The sequence below is a fragment of the Pseudomonas fulva genome (genome assembly GCF_023517795.1).
Classification (GTDB): Bacteria; Pseudomonadota; Gammaproteobacteria; order Pseudomonadales; family Pseudomonadaceae; genus Aquipseudomonas; species Aquipseudomonas fulva_D.
In genome coordinates, this window is sequence record NZ_CP082928.1 from 371540 (window position 1) to 390958 (window position 19419).

General features: G+C 63.1%; 23 protein-coding genes. 17 read left to right on the plus strand and 6 right to left on the minus strand.

The genetic code is table 11. The features are described 5' to 3' along the window. Nucleotides 1–21 precede the first annotated feature (21 nt). Complete coding sequence (locus K8U54_RS01530) at nucleotides 22–597, minus strand: DUF1287 domain-containing protein (protein WP_249908569.1); 576 nt, start codon at nucleotides 595–597, stop codon at nucleotides 22–24. Between the two features lie 175 nt (nucleotides 598–772). Between K8U54_RS01530 and K8U54_RS01535 the strand changes: the two genes are divergently transcribed. After that, nucleotides 773–949: a PA1571 family protein gene (locus tag K8U54_RS01535; protein WP_249908570.1), complete on the plus strand. Its 177-nt coding sequence runs from the start codon at nucleotides 773–775 to the stop codon at nucleotides 947–949. Between the two features lie 24 nt (nucleotides 950–973). Here the strand turns inward: K8U54_RS01535 and pdxB are convergent, their stop codons facing one another. Continuing rightward, complete coding sequence (pdxB, locus tag K8U54_RS01540) at nucleotides 974–2125, minus strand: 4-phosphoerythronate dehydrogenase PdxB (protein WP_249908571.1); 1152 nt, start codon at nucleotides 2123–2125, stop codon at nucleotides 974–976. Between the two features lie 114 nt (nucleotides 2126–2239). On the opposite strand from pdxB, the gene K8U54_RS01545 reads away from it, so the two are divergent. After that, nucleotides 2240–3628 carry an MATE family efflux transporter gene (locus K8U54_RS01545; protein ID WP_249908572.1) on the plus strand — a complete coding sequence of 463 codons (1389 nt, stop codon included), beginning with the start codon at nucleotides 2240–2242 and terminating at the stop codon, nucleotides 3626–3628. A 120-nt stretch (nucleotides 3629–3748) separates the two neighbouring features. Here the strand turns inward: K8U54_RS01545 and tusA are convergent, their stop codons facing one another. Together tusA and rlmM are read right to left on the minus strand one after the other, a co-directional pair. Continuing rightward, nucleotides 3749–3991, minus strand: coding sequence for a sulfurtransferase TusA (tusA, locus tag K8U54_RS01550; RefSeq protein WP_070887113.1), 243 nt, complete (start codon nucleotides 3989–3991; stop codon nucleotides 3749–3751). A gap of 73 nt (nucleotides 3992–4064) precedes the next feature. Further along, a complete protein-coding gene (gene rlmM / locus K8U54_RS01555) occupies nucleotides 4065–5120 on the minus strand; it encodes a 23S rRNA (cytidine(2498)-2'-O)-methyltransferase RlmM (protein ID WP_249908573.1) in 1056 nt (351 codons plus the stop codon). A 242-nt stretch (nucleotides 5121–5362) separates the two neighbouring features. Between rlmM and acnA the strand changes: the two genes are divergently transcribed. From acnA to K8U54_RS01605, 10 genes are all read left to right on the plus strand, one after another. Continuing rightward, a complete protein-coding gene (acnA, locus tag K8U54_RS01560) occupies nucleotides 5363–8101 on the plus strand; it encodes an aconitate hydratase AcnA (RefSeq protein ID WP_249908574.1) in 2739 nt (912 codons plus the stop codon). A gap of 340 nt (nucleotides 8102–8441) precedes the next feature. After that, a complete protein-coding gene (locus K8U54_RS01565; RefSeq protein ID WP_249908575.1) occupies nucleotides 8442–10007 on the plus strand; it encodes a methyl-accepting chemotaxis protein in 1566 nt (521 codons plus the stop codon). A gap of 226 nt (nucleotides 10008–10233) precedes the next feature. After that, on the plus strand, nucleotides 10234–10620 hold the full coding sequence (locus K8U54_RS01570) for a hypothetical protein (protein ID WP_249908576.1): 387 nt from the start codon (nucleotides 10234–10236) through the stop codon (nucleotides 10618–10620). 618 nt (nucleotides 10621–11238) lie between these two features. Further along, nucleotides 11239–11397 (plus strand): DinB family protein, encoded by a 159-nt coding sequence (locus K8U54_RS01575; RefSeq protein ID WP_249910373.1) that lies wholly within the window; start codon nucleotides 11239–11241, stop codon nucleotides 11395–11397. A 42-nt stretch (nucleotides 11398–11439) separates the two neighbouring features. After that, a complete protein-coding gene (locus tag K8U54_RS01580; RefSeq protein WP_249908577.1) occupies nucleotides 11440–11778 on the plus strand; it encodes a DUF6966 domain-containing protein in 339 nt (112 codons plus the stop codon). Nucleotides 11779–11803: 25 nt separating this feature from the next. Continuing rightward, nucleotides 11804–12130, plus strand: coding sequence for a hypothetical protein (locus K8U54_RS01585; RefSeq protein ID WP_249908578.1), 327 nt, complete (start codon nucleotides 11804–11806; stop codon nucleotides 12128–12130). Continuing rightward, complete coding sequence (locus K8U54_RS01590; protein WP_249908579.1) at nucleotides 12127–12663, plus strand: GNAT family N-acetyltransferase; 537 nt, start codon at nucleotides 12127–12129, stop codon at nucleotides 12661–12663. The genes K8U54_RS01585 and K8U54_RS01590 overlap by 4 nt, the downstream gene beginning before the upstream one ends. A gap of 17 nt (nucleotides 12664–12680) precedes the next feature. Continuing rightward, on the plus strand, nucleotides 12681–13148 hold the full coding sequence (locus K8U54_RS01595; protein ID WP_249908580.1) for a GNAT family N-acetyltransferase: 468 nt from the start codon (nucleotides 12681–12683) through the stop codon (nucleotides 13146–13148). Continuing rightward, nucleotides 13145–13306: a DUF2986 domain-containing protein gene (locus tag K8U54_RS01600; RefSeq protein ID WP_249908581.1), complete on the plus strand. Its 162-nt coding sequence runs from the start codon at nucleotides 13145–13147 to the stop codon at nucleotides 13304–13306. Before K8U54_RS01595 ends, K8U54_RS01600 begins: the two co-directional genes overlap by 4 nt. Before the next feature lie 91 nt (nucleotides 13307–13397). Further along, nucleotides 13398–13703: a hypothetical protein gene (locus K8U54_RS01605; protein ID WP_249908582.1), complete on the plus strand. Its 306-nt coding sequence runs from the start codon at nucleotides 13398–13400 to the stop codon at nucleotides 13701–13703. A gap of 273 nt (nucleotides 13704–13976) precedes the next feature. Here the strand turns inward: K8U54_RS01605 and K8U54_RS01610 are convergent, their stop codons facing one another. Both K8U54_RS01610 and K8U54_RS01615 read right to left on the minus strand, forming a co-directional pair. Continuing rightward, nucleotides 13977–14348, minus strand: coding sequence for a hypothetical protein (locus K8U54_RS01610; RefSeq protein ID WP_249908583.1), 372 nt, complete (start codon nucleotides 14346–14348; stop codon nucleotides 13977–13979). 453 nt (nucleotides 14349–14801) lie between these two features. Beyond that, nucleotides 14802–15482, minus strand: coding sequence for an alpha/beta family hydrolase (locus tag K8U54_RS01615; RefSeq protein ID WP_249908584.1), 681 nt, complete (start codon nucleotides 15480–15482; stop codon nucleotides 14802–14804). A 99-nt stretch (nucleotides 15483–15581) separates the two neighbouring features. Between K8U54_RS01615 and ccoN the strand changes: the two genes are divergently transcribed. From ccoN to K8U54_RS01640, 5 genes are all read left to right on the plus strand, one after another. Further along, nucleotides 15582–17021, plus strand: a complete 1440-nt coding sequence (gene ccoN / locus K8U54_RS01620) for a cytochrome-c oxidase, cbb3-type subunit I (protein ID WP_249908585.1) — start codon at nucleotides 15582–15584, stop codon at nucleotides 17019–17021. Then, the gene (gene ccoO / locus K8U54_RS01625) at nucleotides 17021–17629 is read left to right on the plus strand and encodes a cytochrome-c oxidase, cbb3-type subunit II (RefSeq protein WP_249908586.1); all 609 of its coding nucleotides are present in this window, start codon (nucleotides 17021–17023) and stop codon (nucleotides 17627–17629) included. Before ccoN ends, ccoO begins: the two co-directional genes overlap by 1 nt. Before the next feature lie 4 nt (nucleotides 17630–17633). Next, nucleotides 17634–17819 carry a cbb3-type cytochrome oxidase subunit 3 gene (locus K8U54_RS01630; protein ID WP_249908587.1) on the plus strand — a complete coding sequence of 62 codons (186 nt, stop codon included), beginning with the start codon at nucleotides 17634–17636 and terminating at the stop codon, nucleotides 17817–17819. Further along, nucleotides 17816–18745 carry a cytochrome-c oxidase, cbb3-type subunit III gene (gene ccoP, locus K8U54_RS01635; RefSeq protein WP_249908588.1) on the plus strand — a complete coding sequence of 310 codons (930 nt, stop codon included), beginning with the start codon at nucleotides 17816–17818 and terminating at the stop codon, nucleotides 18743–18745. Before K8U54_RS01630 ends, ccoP begins: the two co-directional genes overlap by 4 nt. A 164-nt stretch (nucleotides 18746–18909) precedes the next feature. Beyond that, nucleotides 18910–19359, plus strand: coding sequence for an REP-associated tyrosine transposase (locus tag K8U54_RS01640; RefSeq protein ID WP_249908589.1), 450 nt, complete (start codon nucleotides 18910–18912; stop codon nucleotides 19357–19359). The last annotated feature ends 60 nt before the right edge of the window (nucleotides 19360–19419 follow it).

Consider the following 19419-nt stretch of genomic DNA (forward strand, 5'->3'; position numbering starts at 1 on the left):
CAGGTACTTTTCGTACAGAGCCTAACTGGGTGTGAAGCGGTAATGGCCTGCGATGGGAAAACGGAACAGGATGGCCTCCTCCCGGGTACCGGCGCCTATGTTGTGCAGGATCAGCGGCTCGCCCGCCGCGGACAGGCGATCGGAAACGATGCCGATATGGGTCTGCCCGCGGCCCAGATCCCAGGTGACGATATCGCCCGCCCGATAGTCGGCCGCCTGGCGACCTATCTCTAGCGCCATGCCCTGGCGCTTGAACCAGGTCATCAGGTTGGGCACGCGGCGGTGATCGATGTTGCGATCCGGACGCTTGAGCCCCCACTGCTTCGGGTAGGCGGAAAAATTCGCCGCCATGTCCTCGTGCACCGCCTTCTGCAGATCCAGGCCTTGCAGGCGCAGGGCGCGGATCACCACATCGGTGCATACCCCGGTTGCCATGGGTACGTCCCCGCCCGGGTAGGCGATGCGTCGGTAGGCGGGGTCGTAGGCCAGGGTCACGCCGACCTGCTGGCGCGCTCCGCTCACCAGCTCTGCAGGCTCGATGGCCGCCACCTGCAGACTCAGCAGAAACCCCAGCAGCAACAATGACGCTCTCAGCATGCACGCCTCCTTTCAGCCGAAACCGTTCGACGGACGCTCTTCTTTAAATGGTAATTTTTTGCGACAGTATGGCTGGGCACGGTTGAAGCCATATCGGGATGCCCCCATCACTACATAAAGTCGTCATGCACGGATGCCATCGACGATGCGCCTACCACCTGATGAGGAGACCATGATGAGCAGCCCCGACAAGCAACAGGCACAGCAGTCGAACAGCAAATGTGAGCTCGCCCACGGCGCGCTGATCGACCCCAATGGTCAGGAAATTCCGATTACCGAAAGCATGATCCAGCAAGCATGCAGCGAACTCGACAAGGACGCGACAACCAACCAGCAGGACACCTCCCGCTGACAGGCCAGCACGGCGTACGCGCTGTCATCTCAGGTTGATCACGCGCGCGCCCAGCGCGCTGATCAGCGCCCTCAGGTGCTCGTCCACGCCGAGCAGCTCGACTTCCAGCCCTTCTATCTCACGGCGCATGGGATAACCCTTGCGCAGCAGGTCGAAACCGGCCTTGCGTGCCTGCTCCTCGATCACCAGGCTGCGGCGCAAGTCCGCATCGTCGCGCCGCGGGTCGTAGACGGCGCGGCATACCGTAGCCAACGCCCAGGCCGGATCGCTGCCCGCGGCGATGCTCAGGCGCTGCAGCCAGCGGGCCGGGGTCAAGGCGTCCAGAGAAATCGCCGGTTCGATACCCTGGTGTCGACAGAACGCCTGATAGATCTGCGCCGTGCCGCGCAGCTTGCCGTCCAGGCTGTAGCCGGCGATGTGCGGCGTGGCGATATGGCACAGCGCGGCCAGTTCGAGATCGACCAGGGGCTCACCCTCCCAGACGTCCAGCACCACATGCAGATCGGCGCCGCGCTGCAGGTGCGTGCGTAGCGCTACGGTATCGAGCACCGCGCCACGGCTGGCGTTGAGCAGCCAGGTGCCGGGGCGCAGCTGCTCCAGCAGATCGGCGTCGAGCAGATGCCGGGTGGCGAACTCGCCGTCGCGGGTCAGCGGGGTGTGCAGGCTGATCACGTCGCACTGCTCGACGATCTGCTGCAGGCTCACATAATCGCCGCCCTCGGCGCGCCGCCGGGGCGGATCGCAGACCAGCACCCGCCAACCCAGCGCGCGCAGCACCTTGATCAGCCGCTCTCCAACCTGGCCGGCGCCGACCACGCCGTAGGTGCGCTGCGTCAGGTCGGCGCCCAGGCGCTCGCCGAGCACCAGCAGGCTGCCGAGCACGTAGTCGACCACCCCCCGCGCATTGCAACCCGGCGCACTGCTCCAGGCGATGCCGGCTGCGCTGAAATAGTCGAGATCCAGGTGGTCGGTGCCGATGGTGCAGGTGCCGATGAAGCGCACCGGGCTGCCCTGCAGCAGCGCCTGGTCGACGGTCGTGACCGAACGCACCAGCAGCAGCTCGGCATCGGCCACGGCGGCGCGGTCGATGGCGCGCCCGGGCAACCGACGAATTTCGCCGAAACCGGCGAAGAACTCATCGAGCAGCGGAATATTTTCGTCGGCGACTATGCGCATGGCAGCTCTCCACAAACCGGTGGGCATTCTACCTGCAAGCGCGGCGGTTCGCCTTTCCTGACCGATCCGTCAACGCGTAGACTGTGCGGTTTTCTCTGCCCAGTGAAACTTGTCATGCCTGCCCAATCCCGCCTGCAGCGGGTGCGCACCGAACTGCGCACACTGCTGGCCCTTGCCCTGCCGATCATCGTCGCGCAGTTGGCCTATACCTCGATCGGCTTCGTCGACACCGTGATGTCCGGGCGCTTCAGTGCCCGCGACCTGGCCGCCGTGGCCCTCGGCAACTCGATCTGGGTACCGGTGTTCCTGCTGATGACCGGTATCCTGCTGGCCACCACACCCAAGGTGGCCCAGCGCTTCGGCGCCGGCCAGCACGGCGAGATCGGCCCGCTGGTGCGCCAGGCCCTGTGGCTGGCACTGGCGGTGGGCTGCCTGGCGGGCACGCTGCTATGGAACGCCGAGTTCGTGCTGCGCCTGATGAAGGTGGACGCAGACCTGATCGAACCGGCCATGGGCTACCTGCACGGCGTGGCGTTCGGCTTTCCCTGCGTGGCGCTGTTCCACGTGCTGCGCTGCTACAGCGACGGCCTGGGTCGCACCCGCCCGGCCATGGTGGTGGGCCTGCTCGGCCTGCTGGTGAATATCCCGCTGAACTACGTGCTGATCTACGGCAAGCTCGGCCTGCCGCCGCTGGGCAGCGTCGGCTGTGGTTGGGCCACGGCGCTGGTGATGCTGTTCATGCTGCTGGGCATGCTCTGGTGGATTCGCCGCGCGCCGGTCTACGCGCACACCACGCCACTGCGACGCTTCGACTGGCCGGACTGGACGCTGATCAAGCGCCTGCTGGGCATCGGCCTGCCGATCGGCATCGCGGTATTCGCCGAGTCGAGCATCTTCGCGGTCATCGCCCTGCTGATCGGCGGCCTGGGCGCCACCGTGGTCGCCGGGCACCAGATCGCCCTCAACTTCGCCTCGCTGGTGTTCATGATCCCCTACTCCATCGGCATGGCCGCCACCGTGCGCGTCGGCCAGGCACTCGGCCGCGAGCAGCCACGGGAGGCGCGCTTCGCTGCCGGGGTGAGTATCGCCACCGCATTGGCCTACGCCTGCGTATCGGCGACCTGCATGCTGCTGATGCTCGAACCCATCGCGCGGATCTACTCCTCGGCGCCGGAGGTGATCGAAGTGGCCGTGGCGCTGATCGTCTACGCCGCGCTGTTCCAGTTCTCCGATGCCATCCAGGTCACCGCGGCCGGCGCGCTGCGTGGCTATCAGGACACCCGGGCGACGATGATCCTGACCCTGTTCGCATACTGGGGCATCGGCCTGCCGGTCGGCTACCTGCTGGGCCTGACCGAGCTGTTCGGCGCCGCCAGTGGCCCGGCCGGGCTGTGGCAGGGGCTGATCGTCGGCCTGACCTGTGCAGCGTTGATGCTGACGCTGCGCCTGAAGACCAGCGCCAGGCGGCGAATTGGAATGCAGCCGATGGCGCCAGCGGCCTAGCGAGGTGATCGCAATGGTGGGCAGCAGCCAGCAATCCCCTGTGGGAGCGGGCCATGCCCGCGATTTTTCACGGGCATGGCCCGCTCCCACATGGGTCACCTATTGCCCGCCTAGCCCCGCTCAATCAACCTTCTTGCGAATCCAGTACAGGTAGGTCTCGGCATCCTGCGCCTGCTCCACCAGCTCATGGCCGAGAAACACGCAGAACTTGGGGATATCGCGCTGGGTCGAGGGGTCGGTGGCGATCACCTTGAGCAGGCCGCCGGCCGGCAGGTCGCGCACCTTGTTGTGCAGCATCATCACCGGCTCGGGGCAGAACAGGCCGGTGGCGTCGAGGGTGTCATCAGGGGTCGAATCGAGCATCACAGGCTCCGCGTCATGGGTACGTGCAGTGTTCATGGAATCGCCGCCCGGCTGGGCGGCGTAACGGTTTGGCCTACTTGCTCAGGCGGCGCAGGTGGCAGGTCACTTCCTCGCGGTCGTGGTACAGCTGCTTGCAGGCGATGGTCGCCTTGACCTTGCGCGCCGCCAGGCCTTCGGCAATGCGTTCGAGCAGGCGCTGCACCTCGGCGTAGCGCTGCTTCATCGGCAACTTGAGGTTGACCACCGCCTCGCGGCAATGTCCCTCGCCGATCCAGCTTTCCAGCAGCGCGGCACTGCGCGCCGGCTTCTCGACGATATCGCAGACCATCCAGTCCACCGGCTGCTTGGGCTTCCAGGTGAAGCCGTCGACCATCAGGTGCTTGACCAGGCCGGTGTCCATCAGGCTCTCGGCCATCGGGCCGTTGTCGATGGCGGTGACCAGCATGCCGCGGCGTACCAGCTGATAGGTCCAGCCACCCGGTGCGGCGCCGAGGTCGACGCCGGTCATCTCGTCCGACAGGCGCTCGTCCCATTGCTCGCGGGGGATGAAGGTGTGCCAGGCCTCTTCGAGCTTCAGGGTCGAACGGCTGGGCGCCTCGCGGGGGAACTTGAGGCGCGGGATGCCCATGGGCCAGATCGCCGAATTGTTCGCCTCGGCCATGCCGAGAAATACCTCGCGGCCACTCTTGAAGGTCAGCAGCAGGCGCGGCGCGCGGGCGTTCTCCGCCAGCCGGCCGGCAGCCATCAGCGCCTTGCGCAGCGGGCCTTCGAACTTCTTGCAGAAGCCGGACAGCTCCTTGCCCTCGTTGCTGTCGAACACCTCCAGCCACAGGCTGCCGAAGATCGGCAGCGGCGCCAGGTGCTCGAGCAACACGCTGATACGATCCTTCTCGGGCAGCTCGATGAAGCGCCCTCGCGCCCACTGGCGAATGAATATCAGTTGGCCGAAGCGCAGCCCGGCCATCAGCCGCTCGGCGCCCGCCTCGTCGCTGCAGATGAATTCGGCGTGGGCGGTATTGGGCTTGGCCTTGGCGTAACCGGGCACCTCGAGGCGCGCAGCATGCTCGGAAATCTCCGAACATACCTCGCTCTCGAAGCCGGGGCGGCAGTGCAGCAACAACGTATTCATCGACACTCTCCTTGGGCCGCGCATGATAGCGAAAACCGGAACCCAGGGCCTCAGTTCCCTGTCCAGAGAACAGCATCCCGGCATCGCCGGCTGCGCCTGCGGACTATGCTCGACAGGCGCACGATCAGGCGACGGCTCACCGCACGCCACACGAGCCGGGCCCAGGGAACTCTCGCGCAGAGTCGCAGAAGCTCTGCCAAACCAGCTTGGCTTGTACCGTGCAAGCCATAAGGAGATGCACGATGCCTTCCATCGATAGCCTGAACTGCCGCCGCACCCTCGAGGTGGACGGCAAATCCTACGATTACTTCAGCCTGCCGGACGCCGCCAAAAGACTGGGCGATATCGACAAGCTGCCGGTGTCGTTGAAAGTGCTGCTGGAAAACCTGCTGCGCTGGCAGGACGACAAGACCGTCACCCAGGACGACCTGCAGGCCATCAGCGACTGGCTGCACAAGCGCAGCTCCGACCGCGAAATCCAGTACCGCCCTGCCCGCGTCTTGATGCAGGACTTCACCGGGGTGCCCGCCGTGGTCGACCTGGCCGCCATGCGCGACGCCATGGCCAAGGCCGGCGGCGACCCGCAGAAGATCAACCCGCTGTCACCCGTGGACCTGGTGATCGACCACTCGGTGATGGTCGACAAGTTCGCCAGCCCTGAAGCCTTTGGCGAAAACGTCGAGATCGAGATGCAGCGCAACGGCGAGCGCTACGCCTTCCTGCGCTGGGGCCAGAGCGCCTTCGACAACTTCAGCGTGGTGCCGCCAGGCACCGGCATCTGTCACCAGGTCAACCTGGAGTACCTGGGCCGCACCGTGTGGACCAAGGAAGAAGACGGCGTGACCTACGCCTACCCCGACACCCTGGTCGGCACCGACTCGCACACCACCATGATCAACGGCCTGGGTGTGCTCGGCTGGGGCGTCGGCGGCATCGAGGCGGAAGCGGCGATGCTTGGCCAGCCGGTGTCGATGCTGATTCCCGAGGTGATCGGCTTCAAGCTGACCGGCAAGCTCAAGGAAGGCATCACCGCCACCGACCTGGTGCTGACCGTCACCCAGATGCTGCGAAAAAAAGGCGTGGTCGGCAAATTCGTCGAGTTCTATGGCGACGGCCTGGCCGAACTGCCCCTGGCCGACCGCGCCACCATCGCCAACATGGCGCCGGAATACGGCGCGACCTGCGGCTTCTTCCCGGTCGATGACATCACCCTGGATTACCTGCGCCTGTCCGGTCGCCCCGACGAGACGGTCAAGCTGGTCGAGGCCTATTCCAAGGCCCAGGGCATGTGGCGCCAGGCTGGCAGCGAGCCGGTATTCACCGACACCCTGGAACTGGACATGGGCCAGGTCGAAGCCAGCCTCGCCGGGCCGAAACGCCCGCAGGACCGCGTCGCCCTGCCCAACGTCGGCCAGGCCTTCGAGGACTTCCTCGGCCTGCAGCTCAAGCCGCCGCGTAAAGAGGAAGGTCGCCTGGAAAGCGAAGGCGGCGGTGGCGTGGCCGTCGGCAATGCCGCGCAGAACGAAATCCACTACGAGATGGACGGCCACCGTCACCCGATCAGCGACGGCGCCGTGGTGATCGCGGCGATCACCTCCTGCACCAATACGTCGAACCCGAGCGTGATGATGGCCGCCGGCCTGCTGGCCAAGAAGGCCGTGGAAAAAGGCCTCAAGCGCAAGCCCTGGGTCAAGAGCTCGCTGGCACCCGGCTCCAAGGTGGTGACCGAATACTTCGCCGCCGCTGGCCTCACCGAATACCTCGACAAGCTTGGCTTCGACCTGGTCGGCTACGGCTGCACCACCTGCATCGGCAACTCGGGCCCGCTGCCGGACCCGATCGAGAAGGCCATTCAGGAGCATGACCTGACCGTCGCCTCGGTGCTGTCCGGTAACCGCAACTTCGAAGGCCGCGTGCACCCGCTGGTGAAAACCAACTGGCTGGCCTCGCCGCCCCTGGTGGTCGCCTATGCCCTGGCCGGCAGCGTGCGGGTGAATATCGCCGAGGAGCCGCTGGGCGAAGACCGCGACGGCAAGCCGGTGTACCTGCGCGATATCTGGCCGAGCCAGAAGGAAATCGCCGAGGCGGTGCAGAAGGTCGACACTGCCATGTTCCGCAAGGAATACGCCGAGGTGTTCGAAGGCGACGAGCAGTGGCAGTCCATTGCCGTGCCGGAGGCCGATACCTATACCTGGCAGAACGACTCCACCTATATCCAGCACCCGCCGTTCTTCGAAGCCATCGACCAGGCGCCGCCGGCGATCACCGACATTGCCAATGCGCGGATCCTTGCGCTGCTCGGCGATTCGGTGACCACCGACCACATCTCCCCGGCCGGCAACATCAAGGCCGACAGCCCGGCCGGTCGCTACCTGCGCGAGCAGGGCGTCGAGCCGCGCGACTTCAACTCCTACGGCTCGCGCCGCGGCAACCATGAAGTGATGATGCGCGGCACCTTCGCCAACATCCGCATCCGCAACGAGATGCTCGACGGCGAGGAAGGCGGTATCACCCTGCACGTGCCCAGCGGCGAGAAGCTGGCGATCTACGATGCCGCCATGCGCTACCAGCAGGAAGGCACGCCGCTGGTGGTGATCGCCGGCAAGGAATACGGCACCGGCTCCAGCCGCGACTGGGCGGCCAAGGGCACCAACCTGCTGGGCGTGAAGGCGGTGATCGCCGAAAGCTTCGAGCGCATCCACCGTTCCAACCTGGTGGGCATGGGCGTGCTGCCGCTGCAGTTCACCAACGGCGCGGACCGCAAGAGCCTCGGTCTGACCGGCAAGGAAACCCTGGCGATCAAGGGCCTGGATGGCGTCGAGGTGCGCCCGCACATGCCCCTGACCCTGGAGATCACCCGTGAAGACGGCAAGCTGGAGAGCGTCGAGCTGCTCTGCCGTATCGACACCCTCAACGAGGTCGAGTACTTCAAGGCCGGCGGCATCCTGCACTACGTGCTGCGCCAGCTGATCGCCAGTTGATGCGCATCCGTGCAGCGTCGCCAATGGCCGCGCTGCACGGCGCTTTCCGTAGCCTGGGTCGAGCGACGCGACGCCCGGGTTCTTTATTATCCGCCTGCCCGCTACATAAGCCCCACCAATGGACTGCCGATTTACCGGCGTCAAAATGTGACGAACCTCGAATATTGGTTACACTGCAGCCCTGCCACGCGTAAGCGATAACCATAAAAAGCGTTGTCTGAAGATCGGCCGACCCAGCCGCACCGGGTCCAGGCCCAAGGTCATAGTCTGTAGGCACCGCGACTCATCGCCAGCCTGCCTAGTGCCCACCAGGCATCGCACTGACATCAGGGTAGATGCCATGCGTAACAACCAGCCCATCACCGGTAACGAGCGGACATTTCCAGCGCAGCAGCGCCTGATCTCGACCACCGACCTCAAGGGCCAGATCACCTACTGCAACGATGCCTTCGTGGAAATCAGCGGTTTCTCCCGCGACGAGCTGATCCGCGCCCCGCACAACCTGGTTCGCCACCCGGACGTGCCGCCCGCCGTGTTCGCCCATATGTGGGAGACCCTGAAAGCCGGCCGACCGTGGATGGGCATCGTCAAGAACCGCTGCAAGAGCGGCGATCATTACTGGGTCAACGCCTACGTGGTGCCGGTGCTGGATGACGGCAAAGTCACCGGCTACGAGTCGGTGCGCAGCAAGCCCACCGCCGAACAGGTGCAGCGCGCCCAGGCCCTCTATTCCCGTATCAATGCCGGCAAGGCGGCGATACCGAGCCGCGACCGCTGGCTGCCGGTGCTGCAGAACTGGCTGCCGTTCATTCTGGTCAGCCAGGTGGGCTTCCTGGTTGGCGCCTGGCTGGACAGCACCTGGGGCTTCGTCGCCGCCGCGGCGCTGTCGATTCCCCTCGGCCTGCTCGGCCTGGCGTGGCAGAGCCGCGGTACCAAGCGCCTGCTGCAACTGGCCGAACAAACGACGTCCGACCCGCTGATCGCGCAGATGTATACCGACAACCGGGGCGTCGAAGGCCGTCTGGAACTGTCCATTCTCAGCCAGGAAGCACGACTGAAAACCTGCCTCACCCGCCTGCAGGACAGCGCCGAGAACCTGGCCAGGCAGGCCCAGCAGGCCGACGTGCTCGCCCATAACAGCTCCGCCGGGTTGCAGCGCCAGCGCGAGGAGACCGACCAGGTCGCCACCGCCGTCAATGAAATGGCCGCCACCACCCTGGAGGTGGCCAACAACGTGGCGCGCACCGCCATCGCCACCCAGGAAGCCAACCGCCTGACCCAGGAAGGCCGCACCATCGCCAGCGAAACCCGCCAAGCGATCCAGCGCCTGTCCCTGTCGGTGGGGGAAACCGGCGAAGCCGTCACCCGCCTCGCCCAGGACAGCAATGAAATCGGCGGCGTGGTCGACGTGATCAAAGGCATCGCTGACCAGACCAACCTGCTGGCCCTCAACGCCGCCATCGAAGCCGCCCGCGCCGGCGAAATGGGCCGCGGCTTCGCCGTGGTCGCCGACGAAGTCCGCTCCCTGGCGCAACGCACCGCCGAATCCACAGGCCAGATCCACGCCCTGATCGCCAAACTGCAACGCACCGCCGACGAAGCCGTAATGACCATGGACATCGGCCGCAAACAGGCCGACGAAGGCGTCGAACGCGTGCAACAGGCCGACCAGGCCCTGGCCGGCATCAGTGACGCGGTGGCCAATATCAACGAAATGGCCGACCAGATCGCCGCCGCCGCCGAAGAACAAAGCGCCGTGGCCGACGAAATCAGCCGCAATATCACTACCATCGCCCAACTCTCCGACCAGACGGCGGGTGAGGCACAGAGTACGGCGTTGTTGAGTGAGGAACTGACCAGTACGGCGCAGGGGCAGTATTCGTTGGTGGCAAGGTTTAATCGGTAGGTTGGGTTGGTGGGGCTGCACTTTGGGCCTGGTGCGCACGCGAGGCAAGGAAACTTTTGTACCCTTGCGAAGGTGCAATGAGCGTGGTGTATACATGCCAAACACCCCAGTGCCTCGCCGTATGCCTCGGACTAGACGGGTTCAGCACAAAGGTCCTGAAATGTTATACACCAGTCAATTACAGGGAGTTATGCAAGTTGGTGTCTATTTATAATTAGGAGGCTTGATGAAGGACCTCGAAGCCCTCATTAAAGCAGCTGCCACAAACGGCAGCGAGCCAGAATACCAAGAGACATTTATCTATTGCGAGGCAATGAAAATTTCTCCGGAAGCATTCTGCAATGAGTTTTCAATTGTGGTCGCAAAGAGTTTCCAACAGGGAGCGCTTGATTATAATTACTGTAATGAGGCGATGAACTACTTGTGGGGTTTTATCACGACTCCTCCTGTATTCGGACCAGATAAAGACATTCCTGAACCAGCTTTTTCCGTCTATAAAGCCTTTGATGAGGGTGAGATCCTGCATAAAGGAGATTCAGCCGAAACAGACCCAATAGAGAAATATACCAAACCAATCATTACTGAGATACTTAGTCGCGCAGAAGCATCCTAACTACTTTCGCCCACTGGGACGGGCCAAAGTCCGCCGCTTAACCAACGTTAGAGCTAGGTATGCACCCCAAAAATATCAAACCATGGCTACTTATTTCGCTCGCGGCACTGTCAGTACGTTTTTTTGCCGGCCTTTATTACCTATACATAGGTTGCCCTAGAATTTTGGGGGAATGCTACAACGAAGGCGCGGATGCTGCTTTCTGGCCAATAATAATCTCGATGCTAACATTTTATGTATCTGCCCTAGCAATTATTACCATAGTAACAGTCAGAACGGCTATGATCCTGGTGCGCCTTTCGAGGCAAGTATTCACATCCAAAAAATCCACCTAGTGGTTCAAGTCCTTTCGCTCCGCTCACCGATACCGGCTAAAGCTCACTCCGCAACCAAACACCAGAAGCAACTCAACATGAAATTTTTTTGGAAAATAACTAGAGCAATAGCAGCACTAACAGCAAGTAGGGTGGATGACGCTCTTTTCATCCACCATTGCACGCTGAAACTGGTGGACGGATAAAGCGTCGTCCACCCTACGAAACTGAGTACTTGGAAGACCTCGTATCTACGCAGTTTCAGGAGCCTATTCGCTTTGTTTTCGTGGATTGCAAACAGGGCATGCTGAGCCGTGAGGAAGCGATCTTTAATCTGATCAATCACGGCACCTATCATCGCGGCGCCATCGGCCATGCTCTCGACCGGGCTGAAGGCAGCCGGCCCGCCGATACCTACACGGTATTTATTCATGGGGCTGAGCCTGAGCGTCGAAACGCCTGAGGCATGCTCCCCGTTCGATACAGACCCACCATCCGGCGCACCATGACCAATCCGCAAAACCAACTGAATGAACTGATCGCTCACCTTGCGGCGCTCAGAGACATTCTCGCCCTCGACGCAGATAGCCACTGGGGCACGCATTTCCGCAATTGCCTGTCGACCGCCAGAGCGCTGGCGGACAGCAGTCACGATGGGGATGAATTGACAGGCCTGGCGTGTTCTGTGATGTCCGTATACGGCGGCATGGGCAGCTTCAACGATTACGCGCCGTGGCAGAATGGCCGCTTGATTGCTGGCATGGAGTCGTTGGATGAGGCCTCGAACCGCGTCTATATGGCCGCCCGGGCGATAAGGCTGCGCAACGCCACAGACGTAGATTGACTGCATACAGAGGCAACCGCATCGAATGTCCATAAACACCCTATCCGACCTCTTCCAGTCCGACCCCATCAGTTGGGGCTGCCGGGGCGATCCCTATCTGTGGCAGGAAATGAGCGAGGCGCTGGCCGCCCTGCCGCTTCCACCCAGCGAGGCGCAGCTGGCCGCACTCCTCGAGACCACCTTCGAACGCCTGGTTGGCTTGCCGACAAGCGCGCAAGAGTCGTCGGTGTTCGTCGAGCGGCATGCCCATGGCGGTATGTCGTCGGGCCATATCAGCTTGAAGTTCTGGCGCGAGACGGCCTTGCCGTTGTTGTTGGCGCGCTACCGCACCGCACAGGGCGACAGGCTGTGAAGGAACTCGATGGCGAACTCGTGCTGAGGACCGAGCGCCTGCTGGTGCGGCGCTGGTCGCCTGATGACCTGGAGCCGCTGCTGCGGGTCTACGGCGATGCCGAGGCCATGCGCTGGGTCGGCGATGGCGTGGCGCTGACGCCGCCACAGGCGGCCAACTGGCTCGAAGTGACGGCGAACAACTACCGGCAACGCGGCTATGGCATGTACACCGTGACCCTGCGCGACGGCGGCCCGGTAATCGGCTTCTGCGGGCTGGTGCACCCGGACGGCCAGGACAAGCCCGAGATCAAGTACGCTTTCGCCCGCGAGCACTGGGGCCATGGCTATGCCAGCGAAGTGGTATGCGCCCTGCTACCCTACGCGGCCCAAAAGCTGGGCCTGACGCAGATCATCGCCACCGTCGCGCCGGACAATGCCGCTTCCCGGCGGGTGCTGAGCAAGGCTGGCATGACGCTTATCGACACACTGGAGGACGACGGCAGCCAGACGCTGTTAATGGGCTGGCACGCGCCAGCTGCAGAATTGCAGTGATTTCAGGAGTTTCTCCCATGACCCAAAACACCTCCGCCTACTCCATCGTGCACGCCATCCCGTCGGTGGAAACCTATCGCCATCTGCGCAGCGCAGCCGGGCTGAGCGCCAAGACCATCGAGGCGGCGAGCCGTGGGCTGCCCAACAGTCTGTTCGCCGTACAGGTGCTCTGCGCCGGCGAGCCGGTCGGCATGGGCCGGGTGATCGGTGATGACGGCGCGTTCTATCAGGTGGTGGATATCGCCGTGCTGCCGGAACATCAGGGCCGGGGGCTGGGCAAGCAGATCATGGCCGCGATCAGCGATTACATCGCCCGCGAGGTGCCAGAATCCGCTTACGTCAGCCTGATCGCTGACGGTGAGGCCTATCGCCTTTATCAGCAGTTCGGCTTTGCGCTGACGGCACCGGCAAGCCAGGGCATGGGGCTGACGAAGGCTAGGCTGAACCACCCCAAACCACCGATCGAGACGCAGGTAGCACCATGAATCGCCGCAAGAAGATCAAGCAGTTGCTGGAGGCCCACGCGAAAAAGGCCAACGCCAAGCTGGCACCCAAAAGCAGCAAGCCGAAATACATCAGCAAGGCTGACAGGGCGAAGCTGGAAGCCGAGGCTGCTGAAAGCCCGGGCAGCGTAGCCGAGTAAAGCAAACTGCTTCATTTGTTTTCCATCAGGCACATGGCCACGTAACTGAAGCCAAACTGGCAATGGCCACCCGATAACAAGGATGCCTGCCATGGACCAGAACGCTTACAACCGCCTGCGCAGCCAAGTGGACTTTCTGGAATCACTGCTCGCCGTGCTGGTGATCGCCCTGTTCGTGCTGACGATCTCCGGCGCCCCGGACTTCGCGGTAATCATCCTGGCCGTGATCATTGCCTGCGGCCTGCTCAACCTGTATCGCCAGCATCAGCTGCTGGAGCGTTACACCTGCCCCAACTGCCGCAATACGCCCCATCAGAAGTTCGACGAACGCGCCGGCGACTACCATGACCCAGCGACCGCGGACTGCCTGCATTGTGGGCAGCGGCTGACTGAGTGAGGCATCGATCCGAACCCCGCAGCTATCACGTAGGAGCGTTGACATCAGCGCGAGGGCGTTACTGCATGCCGTTAGTGCGCTACTGCCTTTGTGGGAGGGGCTTTAGCCCCGATTGTGCCTGTCTAGGCTTAAAGAACTCGAGGCTAAAGCCTCTCCCACAAAAGCGCCGAGTCTACCGGCTGCTTTTGCCTTGTCGTTGCCGCTTCATGCAAATAAAGATTTGATCGTTCGCGCGCTCTGCGTGAGTACTCTCCGCATAAGCGCCCTAAACGATCAGGGCCCCGACCGCGGCCCGGCGCAGCGGCTCTTGTTCCACTCGTCCGTCAGCACGTTTGGCGCCACACTCTGGCCTGGGATGGCGACAAAACCCATGGGCGTACTACGTTTTCCGTCACGGCCGATATAACTGAACGTTCCGCAGGTGCCGTGGTGGTCACTGAGGATCAGTGTTGCGGGGTCGGCGCCGGCGCCGCGCACGTAGTCCTTCATCATCTCGATGGATTCGGGGTTTGCCGGCACACCCGCCAGGTACCACGTGCTCTTGCCCAGCAGCATGATCAGGCACAACAGGATGGCTGCCCACAGCGCCAGGCGTTTGAAGCGTTTGGCGCTTCGGTGAATCTGCAGCACGTCGCGGTAATGCATCCCTGATTTCCTGCCTCCCAATCCCAACTGCCGATGTTAACCAGCCAGGTGGATCAGGGCTGCGACGCAGGCCTGCTTTCAGCGCTTCTTAGCCTCGTAGGGTGGATGACGCTTTTTTCATCCACCGTTGCGATTGCAGAACGGTGGACGGGTGAGGCGTCGTCCACCCTACAAACTGCGCCATTCGCCCCGGGTCGGGGCTCCTACAATTCGGCCACGGATAAGAGGGCGTTACTGCGTGCCTTTAGCGTTTCGCGTGAAGACCTGCTCAGGATCGTTTAATCCAGGCTCGTCGATTTTGGCAGTTAAGCGGGGCGGAAGCGGCCGTTCCCCGATCCACTGTGGGAGTGCGCCATGCGCGCGAAAAATCGCGGGCATGGCCCGCTCCCACAGTGGATCAGTGACGGCTGCTTCTGCGTTGTAGCTGCCGCTTCATGCCCATAGTGATCGTAATCAGGTTCCAAGAAACGCCGCCACCGCATCCGCCGCCGACTCCAGATGCTGTTCATGGCTGTAGCCGGACACTTTCAACGGTTTGAGGTCGTGATCGCCTGCCGTCAGCCAGCACAGCTCGATGGCCGCCGAGAGTTGATAACCGGCCACGGTGTGGCGATCGCCCATGGCGTCGCGCTCGCCTTGCACGATGAGGGTCGGCGTTTTCAGGTCGGCCAGGTGCGCGGTGCGCGGTTTGTCGGCCTTGCCGATGGCGTGGAACGGATAACCCAGGCAGACCAGGCCGTCAGCACCCAGTTCGTCGGCCAGCAGACTGGCCATGCGCCCGCCCATGGATTTGCCGCCGATGGCCAGCGGGCCCGTGACCTGCTGTCGCACGGCGGCATACACGGTTCGCCAGCAGTCGAGCAGTTTGGCCTGGGGGTTGGGTGGGCGCTTCTTGCCGTCCTGGCGGCGCGCGGCCATGTAGTCGAATTCGAAACGCACCACCGTCAGCCCGCGGGCGGCGAGCTTCTGCGCCATCAGGCTCATGAAGTCGCTGTCCATCGGCGCGCCGGCGCCGTGGGCGAGGATCAGCGTGCCCTGGCTGGCACCCGCCGGCCGATCCCAGAGCAGCGCTGGCGCCTGGCTTTCCTGTGCCTGTTGACCGGCGTCAATACCGCTTCGTTGCCCTTCTCGCATGCTTGCCTCGCTCATAAAAAAGCCCTTTTTCCTGTACGGATTTGTCCGTGCGCGGGGGCTGCAGATGATCTGCCCATAACCGTGGATGGAAACCCAGACATGAACACAACAACCAGTTCCGCCTATAACTACAAGGTGGTTCGCCAATTCGCCATCATGACGGTGGTGTGGGGCATAGTCGGGATGGGGCTCGGCGTGCTTATCGCGGCGCAGCTCGCCTGGCCGTGGCTCAACTTCGACCTGCCGTGGACCAGTTTCGGTCGCCTGCGGCCCCTGCACACCAACGCGGTGATCTTCGCCTTCGGCGGCTGCGCTCTGTTCGCCACCAGCTACTATGCCGTACAGCGCACCTCCCAGGCCACGCTGTTCGCGCCCAAGCTGGCGGCCTTCACCTTCTGGGGCTGGCAACTGGTGATCCTGCTGGCGGCCGTCACCCTGCCGCTGGGTTACACCAGCAGCAAGGAATACGCCGAGCTGGAATGGCCGATCGACATCCTGATCACCATCGTCTGGGTCAGCTACGCGATCGTGTTCTTCGGCACCATCATCAAGCGCAACGTCAGCCACATCTATGTCGGCAACTGGTTCTTTGGCGGCTTTATCCTCACCGTGGCGCTGCTGCACGTGGTCAACAACCTGGAAGTGCCGGTCACCCTGACCAAGTCCTACTCGCTGTATGCCGGCGCCACCGACGCGATGATCCAGTGGTGGTACGGCCACAATGCCGTGGGTTTCTTCCTGACCGCGGGCTTCCTGGGGATGATGTACTACTTCGTGCCCAAGCAGGCCGGGCGCCCGGTGTATTCGTATCGCCTGTCGATCGTGCATTTCTGGGCGCTGATCACCCTGTACATCTGGGCCGGTCCACACCACCTGCACTACACCGCGCTGCCGGACTGGGCGCAGTCGCTCGGCATGGTGATGTCCCTGGTGCTGCTGGCACCGAGCTGGGGCGGCATGATCAACGGCATGATGACCCTCTCGGGCGCCTGGCATAAGCTGCGCACCGACCCGATCCTGCGCTTTCTGGTGGTGTCCCTGGCGTTCTACGGCATGTCGACCTTCGAAGGCCCGATGATGGCCATCAAGACCGTCAACGCCCTCTCCCACTACACCGACTGGACCATCGGCCACGTGCACGCCGGCGCCCTCGGCTGGGTCGCCATGGTGTCGATCGGCTCGCTGTACCACATGATTCCCAAGGTATTCGGCCGCGAGCAGATGCACAGCATCGGCCTGATCAACGCGCACTTCTGGCTCGCCACCATCGGCACCGTGCTGTACATCGCCTCGATGTGGGTCAACGGCATCGCCCAGGGCCTGATGTGGCGCGCGGTGAACAGCGACGGCACGCTCACCTACTCCTTTGTCGAGGCGCTGGAGGCCAGCCATCCCGGCTTCGTGGTGCGGGTGATCGGCGGCGCGATCTTCTTCACCGGCATGCTGCTGATGGCCTGGAACACCTGGCAGACCGTACGCGCCAGCAAGCCGGAAGAGCTGGAAGCCGCTGCGCTTTATTCGGTTGAGGGAGCCCACTGATGAAACACGAAATCGTCGAAAAGAACGTCGGCCTGATGGCGTTGCTGATGGTGTTCGCCGTCAGCATCGGCGGCCTGACGCAGATCGTCCCGCTGTTCTTCCAGGACGTGGTCAACGAACCGGTGGCCGGCATGAAGCCCTACACCGCGCTGCAACTCGAAGGCCGCGACGTGTACATCAAGGAAGGCTGCGTGGGCTGCCACTCGCAGATGATCCGCCCATTTCGCGCCGAAACCGAGCGCTACGGCCACTACTCGGTGGCTGGCGAAAGCGTGTGGGACCACCCCTTCCTGTGGGGTTCCAAGCGCACCGGCCCGGACCTGGCCCGGGTTGGCGGCCGCTACTCGGACGAGTGGCACCGCGCGCACCTCTACAACCCGCGCAACGTGGTGCCGGAGTCGAAGATGCCCGCCTACCCCTGGCTGGTCGAGAACGTGCTGGACGGCAAGGACACCCCCGCCAAGCTCAAGGCCATGCAGTTTCTCGGCGTGCCCTACACGGATGAAGACATTGCCGGCGCCAGCGCCGCGGTGAAGGGCAAGACCGAGATGGACGCCCTGGTCGCCTACCTGCAAGTGCTCGGCACTGCCTTGAAGAACAAGAGGTGATTCCATGCTTTTCGACTTTATCGACATCGGCATGGTGCGTGGCATCGGCACCGCACTGGTACTGATCGCCTTCACCTGCGTGACGCTGTGGGCCTACAGCGGCAAACGCGCCAAGGCTTTCGACGATGCGGCGAACCTGCCCTTCGCCGATGAACCCAACAAAGCAGCAGTAAGGAAAGACACCCCATGAGCACTTTCTGGAGCGGGTACATCACGCTGCTGACCCTCGGCAGCCTGGTCGCGTTGTTCTGGCTGCTGTTCGCCACACGCAAGGGGGAACGCAAGAACACCACCGACCAGACCATGGGCCATTCCTTCGACGGCATCGAGGAGTACGACAATCCGCTGCCGCGCTGGTGGTTCATGCTGTTTCTCGGCACGCTGATCTTCGCCGCGGGCTACCTGGCGTTGTATCCCGGCCTGGGCAACTTCAAGGGCCTGCTGCCCGGCTATGAAGACGGCTGGACCCAGGTCGCCCAGTGGCAACGGGAAGTGGCCAAGGCCGACGCCCAGTACGGGCCGATCTTCGCCAAGTACTCGGCCATGCCCCTGGAACAGGTGGCCCAGGACGAGCAGGCGCTGAAGATGGGCGGTCGGCTGTTCGCCACCTACTGCTCGATCTGCCACGGCTCGGACGCCAAGGGCGCGGTGGGCTTTCCCAACCTGACCGACGAGAACTGGCGCTGGGGCGGCGACGCCGAAACCATCAAGACCACCATCCTCAACGGCCGCATCGGCGTGATGCCGGCCTGGGGCCAGGTGCTCGGTGACGACGGCGTGCGCAACGTCGCCGGCTACGTGCGCCACGAACTGGCGGGCCTGCCGCTGGCCGAGGGCAGCAACGTCGACCTGGAACAGGGCAAGCAGCTGTTCGCCACCACCTGCGTGGCCTGCCACGGCCCGGCTGGCAACGGCATGGCAATGCTCGGCGCACCGGACCTGACACACCCGGGTGGCTGGATCTACGGCTCGAGCCTGGCGCAGCTGCAGCAGACCATCCGCTACGGCCGCAACGGCCAGATGCCGGCGCAGGAACAGTACCTGGGCAACGACAAGGTGCACCTGCTGGCGGCCTATGTGCTGAGCCTGAGCCGTAAACCACAACCAGGCGAATGATGCCCACTTCTAGGAGTGGCCGGGCGGCGATCCGCTTCAGCCGCGAGTTCTTTGGTGCCTGGTCGGGTGCTAAAGCTCGCGGCTAAAGCCGCTCCTACGAAATCGGTCCCGCAGGTCGCCAATCTATCAGCTACCGTTGCTTTACCTACTCAGGAGGCAACGGAATGCCGCACTCAGTCAGTTTGCGCAAAGGCCGGATCTCTCTAACCAACCACATCTACCTGCTCACGGCCACTGTCGAGAATCGCCAGGCGATCTTTGCCGACCTGGCGCCCGCTCGCCTCCTCATTCGGGAGCTGTATAACGCTCAAGCATCAGGGCTGGCAGAGTCGCTCGCCTGGGTGGTCATGCCCGATCACCTGCACTGGCTGGTATCGCTGCAAGAAGGCTTGCTCAGCGAATTGATGCAACGCGTCAAGGGGCGCAGCGCCTTGCAGGTGAACAGTCGGCTCGGTCGTCAAGGCAGACTCTGGCAAGAGGGTTTCCATGACAGAGCACTACGCCGTGAGGAGGACATACTGCCAACTGCACGATACATCGTTGCCAACCCTCTACGTGCAGGCCTGGTAAAGCGTATCGGTGATTACCCTTTCTGGGATGCGGTGTGGCTTTGAGAGCCTGCTCAATATTTTCAGTCTGACCTATTAACTTAGAATGCGACCTACCGTGGGAGG

Excerpts from the sequence above, each read along its gene's own strand:
- ccoO (WP_249908586.1), top strand. The coding sequence starts at position 17,021 with ATGAAACACGAAATCGTCGAAAAGAACGTCGGCCTGATGGCGTTGCTG.
- K8U54_RS01600 (WP_249908581.1), top strand. The coding sequence starts at position 13,145 with ATGAATCGCCGCAAGAAGATCAAGCAGTTGCTGGAGGCCCACGCGAAA.
- acnA (WP_249908574.1), top strand. The coding sequence starts at position 5,363 with ATGCCTTCCATCGATAGCCTGAACTGCCGCCGCACCCTCGAGGTGGAC.
- K8U54_RS01575 (WP_249910373.1), top strand. The coding sequence starts at position 11,239 with ATGCTGAGCCGTGAGGAAGCGATCTTTAATCTGATCAATCACGGCACC.
- rlmM (WP_249908573.1), bottom strand. The coding sequence starts at position 5,120 with ATGAATACGTTGTTGCTGCACTGCCGCCCCGGCTTCGAGAGCGAGGTA.
- K8U54_RS01610 (WP_249908583.1), bottom strand. The coding sequence starts at position 14,348 with ATGCATTACCGCGACGTGCTGCAGATTCACCGAAGCGCCAAACGCTTC.
- pdxB (WP_249908571.1), bottom strand. The coding sequence starts at position 2,125 with ATGCGCATAGTCGCCGACGAAAATATTCCGCTGCTCGATGAGTTCTTC.
- K8U54_RS01630 (WP_249908587.1), top strand. The coding sequence starts at position 17,634 with ATGCTTTTCGACTTTATCGACATCGGCATGGTGCGTGGCATCGGCACC.
- K8U54_RS01565 (WP_249908575.1), top strand. The coding sequence starts at position 8,442 with ATGCGTAACAACCAGCCCATCACCGGTAACGAGCGGACATTTCCAGCG.
- tusA (WP_070887113.1), bottom strand. The coding sequence starts at position 3,991 with ATGCTCGATTCGACCCCTGATGACACCCTCGACGCCACCGGCCTGTTC.
- K8U54_RS01580 (WP_249908577.1), top strand. The coding sequence starts at position 11,440 with ATGACCAATCCGCAAAACCAACTGAATGAACTGATCGCTCACCTTGCG.
- K8U54_RS01595 (WP_249908580.1), top strand. The coding sequence starts at position 12,681 with ATGACCCAAAACACCTCCGCCTACTCCATCGTGCACGCCATCCCGTCG.
- K8U54_RS01585 (WP_249908578.1), top strand. The coding sequence starts at position 11,804 with ATGTCCATAAACACCCTATCCGACCTCTTCCAGTCCGACCCCATCAGT.
- ccoN (WP_249908585.1), top strand. The coding sequence starts at position 15,582 with ATGAACACAACAACCAGTTCCGCCTATAACTACAAGGTGGTTCGCCAA.
- K8U54_RS01545 (WP_249908572.1), top strand. The coding sequence starts at position 2,240 with ATGCCTGCCCAATCCCGCCTGCAGCGGGTGCGCACCGAACTGCGCACA.
- K8U54_RS01535 (WP_249908570.1), top strand. The coding sequence starts at position 773 with ATGAGCAGCCCCGACAAGCAACAGGCACAGCAGTCGAACAGCAAATGT.
- K8U54_RS01570 (WP_249908576.1), top strand. The coding sequence starts at position 10,234 with ATGAAGGACCTCGAAGCCCTCATTAAAGCAGCTGCCACAAACGGCAGC.
- K8U54_RS01605 (WP_249908582.1), top strand. The coding sequence starts at position 13,398 with ATGGACCAGAACGCTTACAACCGCCTGCGCAGCCAAGTGGACTTTCTG.
- K8U54_RS01640 (WP_249908589.1), top strand. The coding sequence starts at position 18,910 with ATGCCGCACTCAGTCAGTTTGCGCAAAGGCCGGATCTCTCTAACCAAC.
- ccoP (WP_249908588.1), top strand. The coding sequence starts at position 17,816 with ATGAGCACTTTCTGGAGCGGGTACATCACGCTGCTGACCCTCGGCAGC.
- K8U54_RS01530 (WP_249908569.1), bottom strand. The coding sequence starts at position 597 with ATGCTGAGAGCGTCATTGTTGCTGCTGGGGTTTCTGCTGAGTCTGCAG.
- K8U54_RS01615 (WP_249908584.1), bottom strand. The coding sequence starts at position 15,482 with ATGCGAGAAGGGCAACGAAGCGGTATTGACGCCGGTCAACAGGCACAG.